Annotated in this window: 6 protein-coding genes; 5 read left to right on the top strand and 1 reads right to left on the bottom strand. The window is 65.6% G+C overall.

From position 1 onward, the window contains the following. Positions 1-272 precede the first annotated feature (272 nt). Both VSX77_RS12770 and VSX77_RS12775 read left to right on the top strand, forming a co-directional pair. Positions 273-1652, top strand: a complete 1380-nt coding sequence (locus VSX77_RS12770) for a DEAD/DEAH box helicase (RefSeq protein ID WP_338424989.1) — start codon at positions 273-275, stop codon at positions 1650-1652. Between the two features lie 288 nt (positions 1653-1940). Further along, a complete protein-coding gene (locus tag VSX77_RS12775; RefSeq protein ID WP_338424990.1) occupies positions 1941-2480 on the top strand; it encodes a hypothetical protein in 540 nt (179 codons plus the stop codon). 130 nt (positions 2481-2610) lie between these two features. On the opposite strand, the gene VSX77_RS12780 is transcribed toward VSX77_RS12775, so the two are convergent. Beyond that, positions 2611-4731 carry a TonB-dependent receptor gene (locus tag VSX77_RS12780; protein WP_338424991.1) on the bottom strand — a complete coding sequence of 707 codons (2121 nt, stop codon included), beginning with the start codon at positions 4729-4731 and terminating at the stop codon, positions 2611-2613. Positions 4732-4926: 195 nt separating this feature from the next. Here VSX77_RS12780 and VSX77_RS12785 point away from each other — a divergent pair, with 195 nt between their 5' ends. From VSX77_RS12785 to VSX77_RS12795, 3 genes are read left to right on the top strand one after another with little or no spacing between them, the layout of a single operon-like run. Beyond that, a complete protein-coding gene (locus tag VSX77_RS12785; protein WP_338424992.1) occupies positions 4927-5907 on the top strand; it encodes a cysteine synthase A in 981 nt (326 codons plus the stop codon). Next, positions 5904-6305 (top strand): hypothetical protein, encoded by a 402-nt coding sequence (locus VSX77_RS12790; RefSeq protein ID WP_338424993.1) that lies wholly within the window; start codon positions 5904-5906, stop codon positions 6303-6305. The genes VSX77_RS12785 and VSX77_RS12790 overlap by 4 nt, the downstream gene beginning before the upstream one ends. A 35-nt stretch (positions 6306-6340) precedes the next feature. Further along, positions 6341-7465: a Gldg family protein gene (locus VSX77_RS12795; protein WP_338424994.1), complete on the top strand. Its 1125-nt coding sequence runs from the start codon at positions 6341-6343 to the stop codon at positions 7463-7465. The last annotated feature ends 161 nt before the right edge of the window (positions 7466-7626 follow it).

The raw sequence follows: 7626 nt of genomic DNA on the forward strand, positions 1-7626 counted from the left end.
GAACGGGTGGCGGGAGCAATCCTATGCGGCGCAATTATCTTGCAATATCGCGTAACCCATGCCATATGATTGTGCAGCGCAGCATGGCGGGTCGTCCCGCCGCAACCACCGGCAGCGTGATTTTCCCGCCCGAGACAGGCGCGGGACGAGCCGGACTAGCGCTTTGTCCCCAGAGGCACCCTTTCACGCGGGTCGTTTCGAACCCGCGGCCCGTGCGCCGTCCGTTCGCAAGCGAACGGATGTGCCTGCGCGTCGCTCTTTGTGAGTAATTTATGACGACTTTCAACGACTTTGGCCTGCACGCTGACATCAATCGCGCGCTTGCCGCCAAGGATTATACCGTCCCGACCCCGATCCAGACGCAGGCGATTCCGCCGCTGATGAAGGGCCGCGACCTGTGCGGTATCGCGCAGACCGGAACCGGCAAGACCGCCGGCTTCTCGCTGCCGTCGATCCATCACCTTCTGACCTATCCGCACCGCCCGACCCCGCGCGGTTGCCGGATGCTCGTGCTTGCGCCGACACGGGAACTCGCCGCGCAGATCGCGCAGAGCTGCCGCGACTATGGCCGCTTCACCAAGCTCAGCGTGTCGACCGTCTTCGGCGGCGTGCCGATCAACAAGCAGATCCGCGACCTTGCGCAGGGCGTCGACATCCTTGTCGCCACGCCGGGCCGCCTGCTCGACCTCATTGACCAGCGCGCGCTGCGCCTCGACGATGTCGAAATCTTCGTTCTCGACGAAGCCGACCAGATGATGGACATGGGCTTCATCCATTCGCTGCGCCGCATCGCCAAGCTGCTGCCGTCGCGCCGCCAGAACCTCTTCTTCTCGGCGACGATGCCCAAGGAAATCGCGCACCTGGCCGAACAGTTCCTTGAGGATCCGGTGACCGTGTCGGTTACCCCGGCAGCAACGACGGTCGAAAAGATCCGCCAGTTTTCGACCTTCGTCGAACAGAAGGAAAAGCAGGCGCTGCTCCACGCGGTGATCGCCAGCGAGGACATCGACCGCGCGCTGATCTTCACCCGCACCAAGCATGGCGCCGACCGCGTCGTGCGCCATCTGGCCGGCGCGAAGATCAAGGCGATGGCGATCCATGGCAACAAGAGTCAGTCGCAGCGCACCCACGCGCTGCAGGCGTTCCGATCGGGCGAGATCAAACTGCTTGTCGCGACCGACATCGCCGCGCGCGGCATCGACGTGTCGGGCGTCAGCCATGTGATCAACTTCGAGATTCCGAACGTACCCGAACAATATGTCCACCGTATCGGCCGCACCGCGCGCGCCGGCGCCGAGGGCAAGGCGATCAGCTTCATCGCACCTGACGAGCGGCCGTACATGCGCGATATCGAGCGCGTGACGCGCAGCAAGTCCGAACCGATGCCGCTGCCCGAAAATTTCAACGAGATGGTGCGCAACCTGCCGAAGCCGGTCCAGCCGCCGCGCGACACCGGCAGCCAGGGCCGCAACCCGCAGCGCCAGCGTGAGGAAGCGATGCGCGGCCGCGGTCCGGGCAAGCCGGGCGGCGATCGCGGCCCGCGTCGAGACGGCGCGGCCGGCGAAGGCGCCGAAGGTCAGCGCAAGCGCCGCTTCCGTCCGCGCAACAAGAGCGTCGGCGCACACAAGGGTGCAGTGAAGCGTGTCGGTTGATTTAAACCGTCATTGCGATGAGCGGAGCGACGCAGCAATTCCATGCGATCGGCCGTAGGTTGGGCTGATGGCTGGAGGCTGCTTCGCTCCGGGCGCAATGACGCGCTGAAACTATTGACGCCAAGCGGGCACCTATTACCCTTGGAACCATATGGGGTGCAAAGGGCAGGGGATGACAGGCGTGGACACGGAACGACTCATGGATCGCGCCAGAACCAACGCAAGGTCATCCGCGCCTCCTCGCTCGGCACCGTGCTTTCCGCGTCATCTTCGCGAAGGAAATTGTCAATGACGCGTTGCTGGATGCCGGTCGGCGCATTGCTTCTGGCGGCGCTGTCGCCCGCCGTATCGGCACAAGAGGGCGAAAAATTCGACTGCGTTATCGCTGCCGTCCCTGCCGACAAGAAAGAAATGCTGGGCGCCGTGATGGGCGGCGCGGGGGATCAGGCAACGCAGGAGGCGCTGTTCAAGGAGCTCGCCACCATCACCGATGGCTGCGTCGCGCGCTTTGGCATTACGGACGAACAAAAGGGTCATTATTTCGATTACAGCCTTGCGCGGATTTCGCGCGAATGGCTGGCGGTCGATATCGCGACATTTAACCTTGCACCCGGCGTCGTCGACCGCGCGCTCGATTTCGGGCCCGCAGGAGTGAACCCCGACCTGTCGAGCGACATGAGCGAGGAGCAGATCATGAAGATCGTCCAGGCTTATGTCGAGGCAGGCGTCGACATCGAAAAGGTCGATACGGCGGTCTGGGAAAAGGTCGGCGCCTACGCCGCCGCAACGTCGATCTACTGGAACAAGCGCAAGCTGCTTCCGTTCTGAAGATTGATCGGAACCCGATGCTAGTCTCGTCATTGCGAGCAGCGAAGCGACGCGGCAATCCAGAATATTGCAAGCCGCCCTGGATTGCCTCGCTTTGCTCGCAATGACGCGCCTGCTTTAAGCCTGGCGGTCAGAAGCTCGCACGCGCCGTCAAACGGATATCGCGGCCCGCCAGCGGCACATAATCCTTGGTGAAGCTCGCGTGGCGCCGCGCCTCGACGTCGAAGATATTGTTCGCGGCGAGGCTGAGCGTCAGGTTGCGGCTGTCGGGCAGCGGGCGCCAGCTGATCGACGCATTGACCAGCGTAAAGCCCTTGGTCGGCGTCTCGAACGGCGCGATGCGCGTCTGGCCGTCGCTCCATTCGACTTCGGCGCGCGCGTCGATCCGATCGCCCTGCGCTTCGAGCCCGCCGAGTATACGCAGCGGCGGGATGCGCGGAGCGTGCTGGTCGAGCCCGCCCTTGATCTTCGCGCGCGTCATGTCGGCTGTCGCATCGGCGACGATGTTGAATCCGCCGATCTGCGCGAGCCGCGCGCTCGCCTCGGCCTCGAAACCCCAGACGCGAGCGTCGCGCTGGAAATATTGGAAGACAGGAAGTTCATCCTCTTCGGCGCCGGTCGCGTTCGAATAGATGAAATTGTCGAACCAGTTCGAATAGGCGGCGACGCTGAGGTTGAAGCCGTCGGTCTTGAACTTGAAAGACGCCTCCGCGCCCCAGCTCGCTTCGCGCTTCAGATTGGGATCGCCCACCTCGAACGATTGGGTCGCGATATGGGGGCCGTTCGAAAAAAGCTCCTCGGCCGACGGTGCGCGCACCGCGCGCGCGACCGAGACGCCGAATTTGACGCCGTCAGCGACTTCGTAATTGGCGCCAAGCGCGCCCGAGAAGGTGTCGAAATTACGCTCGATGCCGAGCGTCGGCGCGCGGACATTGGTGCTTTCAAAGCGTACTGCGGCCTCGAGACCCAGCGGGCCCGCCTGAAACTCCTGTAGGGTGAACAGCGCGAACTGGTCAGTCAGGTTACGCGGCACGAACGCTTCGGCGCCGATCGCATTGAAATCGCGGTGGCTGTATTGCACACCGCTGGCGCCGCGCCAGCCGCCACGGTCGTTCTGGGCCAGCTCAAGCCGCCCTTCGATGCCCTGATTGGTGAAGACGGTGCCAACCTCGTCGCCCTCGAACTCAGTATGTTCATAGTCGGCGTAGCCGGCCCGGATGCGCAGCTTGTCGAAGAAGCCGTCGCCCATTTCGACCTCGCCGCGAAGGTCGGCGCGCCATTGGGTTAGGCCGATGGTTACCGGACTTTCACCATGGTCGTCGCCTTCGTCTTCCTCGCCCTCTTCATGGTGATGCCCGGTGCCGGGACGCGAGGGGACGCCGTAATTGCTGTCATAATAGCTCACAGAAAGGCCAAGCTGGCCGCCGTCGTTGATGAGCGACAGGCCGCCCGCGGCGGTCCAGGTCTCGCTGGCAGTGTTGGCGACCTTGCCGCGCGAACCCGCCTGTTCGGTGAGTTCGGCGGCTTCGTCGGCATGGCCTTCTTCTGCTTCTTCGGCGGCGAGGTCGAGCAGTTCGGCGCGCAGTCCGGGCGCATAGACAAAGCCGCCGCTGCGCACATCGTCGGTTTTGCGCCAGCTGCCATCGAAATGCGCGACGAGCTGGGATGAAAGCGCGATGTCGATCGAGCCCCCCACATTGCGATCGTCGGCGGCGGTCGCATAGCCGCCGATCGCGTCGATGTGGACATGGTCTTCGGGCACCTTGCGCGGGATCCGGCGGTCGAACAGGTTGACCGCGCCGCCGATCGCCTGGCTGCCGAACAGCAGCACGGCGGGGCCGCGCAGGATTTCGATCCGCTCGACGGTGAGCGGATCGATCGTCACCGCATGGTCGGCCGACGTATTCGATACGTCGATCGAGCCGATCCCGTCGGTCAGCACACGCACGCGCTCGCCGGAAAAGCCGCGCAGCACGGGGCGCGAGGCGCCGGGCGTGAAACTCGTTGCCGACACGCCTGCCTGCCGCGTCAGGCTGTCGCCGATCTGGCCGCGGATGTCGCGCGCCAGCTCGTCGCCTTCGAGAACCGAAACATTGCCCAGGATATCGAGGCTGCGGACATAGGGGGCGGTCACAATGATCGGTTCGCCGGTGTGGACATCGTCGTCGCTGCCCGCGGTGCGATCCTGCGCGAAGGCGGGCGCCGAAAGGATGAGGGCGAGGGTGAAACCGGCGGAAGAGAGCAAGCGCATGGAACGGGAGAATCCTGATTGATGGGGGCAATGACATGTGCCAGTAATGATATACTGTCACAATGACAAGCCCGTTTGACCCGGCGATCGGTCGTTGGTCGGCCTCGACTGTCCCTTCGTCGACAAACTCCCGTCATCGGCGAGGCAAGCGAAGCTGTCTTGCAGCGTCCGGAGCGGCGCCCTAGATCAACGGACATGACCATTGCCAAAACCAGCCTGGACCTGATCGGCAATACGCCGCTCGTCCTGCTCAAGGGCCCCAGCGAAGCGACCGGCTGCGAAATCTGGGGCAAATGCGAATTTGCCAATCCCGGCGGATCGGTGAAGGATCGCGCCGCGCTCTATATCGTTCGCGATGCCGAAGCGAATGGCAGCCTGGCGCCCGGCGGCACGATCGTGGAAGGGACGGCGGGCAATACGGGTATTGGGCTGGCGCTCGTCGGCAATGCGCTCGGCTATAAGACAATCATCGTCATGCCGGACAATCAGAGCGCCGAGAAGATGGCGACGATCCGGGCACTGGGCGCCGAACTGGTGCTCGTGCCGCCGGCGCCCTTTGCCAACCCCGGCCATTTCGTCCACACCTCGCGCCGCATCGCCGAGGAAACCGACAATGCGATCTGGGCCAACCAGTTCGACAATATCGCCAACCGCAAGGCGCATGTGTGCGGCACCGCCGAGGAAATCTGGGAGCAGATGGAGGGGCGGATCGACGGCTTCACCTGTGCTGCAGGCACCGGCGGGACGATCGCCGGGACGGGGCTGGGGTTGAAAGCCAGGGATCCCGACATCACCGTCGCGCTGACCGATCCGCACGGCGCAGGCCTCTACAATTATTACCAGTGCGGCGAGCTGAAGGCCGAAGGATCGAGCGTCGCCGAAGGGATCGGGCAAAACCGCATCACGGCGAACCTCGACGGTGCACCGATCGATACGCAGTTCCGGATTTCGGACGCAGAAGGCCTCGCTGTCGTGCGCCGGCTGCTCGATGAGGAGGGGTTGTGCCTTGGCCTCTCGTCGGGGATCAATGTCGCGGGCGCGATGGCGCTGGCGCGGCAACTGGGGCCGGGGAAGCGCATCGCAACCATCTTGTGCGACAGCGGATTTCGCTATCTCTCGACGCTGTACAACCCCGAATGGCTGGCAGCCAAGGGACTGGCAGAGGCAGCGGCATGAGCGTACGCATCGACAAGAATAGCCCGTCGCCGCTTGGACAGCCGCCCGCGGCGCCGCCCGAACCGCCGGCGCACGATACGATGCGCCGTCTGCAGATCGGCATCGCCGGGGTGCTGACCGTGCTTCTGCTCGTCGGTATGGCGGGACTGATCGGCGATCGCGCGCGCGAGCAGGTTGAACGCGCCGACGCAGTGAGCAGCGAAATCAAAACGCCGGGTACCGATAAGGCCGGCGGCGCACCGCTCGAAGAACTGGGCGTGCAGCCCGTGTCGCCGTCGTCGAAGGACGAGAATGCCGACACGTCGGTCAAGGTGCCGCAGGCGGTGGCGCCGGCGGCGACGGTCCCCGACCTCGAGCCCGATCCCGAACTCGAACGCGCGCGCCAGTCGGCGCCGTGACGGCGGCGATGCGCAGGCCTTGGCTGCGCGCCGTCTTGACGGCGGCCTTGATCGCCGCGCTCGCGTGGACCGTCGGCGGTCAGGCGCTGCTCAGCCGGATCGATCCGGCGCTCGCGGTCCCGCTGCTCGCGCTGCCGATGGCGGCCCTCGGCTGGTGGCAGCGCGGTGAAGCGCCGCGCATCCGGCTTCATACGGCAGTGCTTGCCTTGGCGTTGCTTGCCACCGCGCAGGCCCTGCTCGGCCTGATCCTCGCGGGATCGGCGTCGCCGTTTCAATTGGGGCTCGTGCTTTTGCTAGGAGGTGTTGCGGCGCTCGCAGGCGACGCACTGGCGCAATGGCGCGCGCCGGTTCGTCCCCTGCGATGGCTGGCAGCGCTCGCGTTGCTGGCCGGTTGGTTTGCGGCGGGCCATGCGTTGCTGGCGGCGCTGTATCGGCCGAGTGCCGCGCCCGTCGCCGCACCGGTCGCCACGATGCTGACCGGCCTGCCGCTGCGCTGGTCGGGCGGGGACGATCTGGCGGCGATGATCGCCGAGGGCGTGCGGGACGATCCGGCGCTCGCGCGGCTTGCGGCGCTCGGGCCCGTGTCGCTCGTCGACAGCCTTGTCGATCACGCACCGCCTCCGGGGGGTGCGGTGCTGCTTGCGCACCCGCGCGCGCTCGCGCCGCAGGAACTGGTCGCGATCGACGCCTTTGTGCGCGGCGGCGGGCGGGCGGTCATTCTGGCCGATGCGCTGTCGGGCTGGCCGCCGCGCCACCCGCTCGGCGATCCGCGTAATCCACCGGTGACGAGCCTGCTTACCCCGCTGCTCGATCACTGGGGCATCGTGCTGAGCGCGGCGCCGGTGGAGCAGGGCGCGGCCGTCGCGGCCGATGTCGAGGGGCAGCGGCTTCGCCTGTCGAGCGCCGGGCGTTTTGACCGGCTTCCGTCCGCTTGCCGGGCGTTCGCCCAGGACCATGTCGCCTATTGCCGGATCGGCATAGGTGAGGTCTGGCTTGTCGGCGACGCCGACCTGCTGTTCGCGCCGCTGTGGCGCCCGCTCTTTCCCGGCGCCGAACATTTGCGACAGGCCGATACGATGGAGTGGCTCGCGGCGCGGCTCTGGCCCGGCGCCGGGCAGGCGATGCTGCGTCCGCTCTGGATCCGTTCGCGCGCGGCCTGAGTCGCGTTTTGCCCCAATCTACCCCGATCACACTCGATCCCGCGGCGCATTGTGGCGCCGCAGGGCCCAGGTGTGCCGGATTCCGAGGGCATTTTGCGGCAAATTGGGGCTAGAATCCCTATTTCACCCTAAATTACCCCTTTTCACCCCGATCTATAGTT

Source organism: Sphingopyxis sp. TUF1, assembly GCF_036687315.1.
Lineage (GTDB): Bacteria > Pseudomonadota > Alphaproteobacteria > Sphingomonadales > Sphingomonadaceae > Sphingopyxis > Sphingopyxis kveilinensis.

What these genes read in the sequence shown, in the direction of transcription:
- VSX77_RS12780 (WP_338424991.1), bottom strand. Translation starts at nt 4,731, where the DNA reads ATGCGCTTGCTCTCTTCCGCCGGTTTCACCCTCGCCCTCATCCTTTCG.
- VSX77_RS12785 (WP_338424992.1), top strand. Translation starts at nt 4,927, where the DNA reads ATGACCATTGCCAAAACCAGCCTGGACCTGATCGGCAATACGCCGCTC.
- VSX77_RS12790 (WP_338424993.1), top strand. Translation starts at nt 5,904, where the DNA reads ATGAGCGTACGCATCGACAAGAATAGCCCGTCGCCGCTTGGACAGCCG.
- VSX77_RS12770 (WP_338424989.1), top strand. Translation starts at nt 273, where the DNA reads ATGACGACTTTCAACGACTTTGGCCTGCACGCTGACATCAATCGCGCG.
- VSX77_RS12775 (WP_338424990.1), top strand. Translation starts at nt 1,941, where the DNA reads ATGACGCGTTGCTGGATGCCGGTCGGCGCATTGCTTCTGGCGGCGCTG.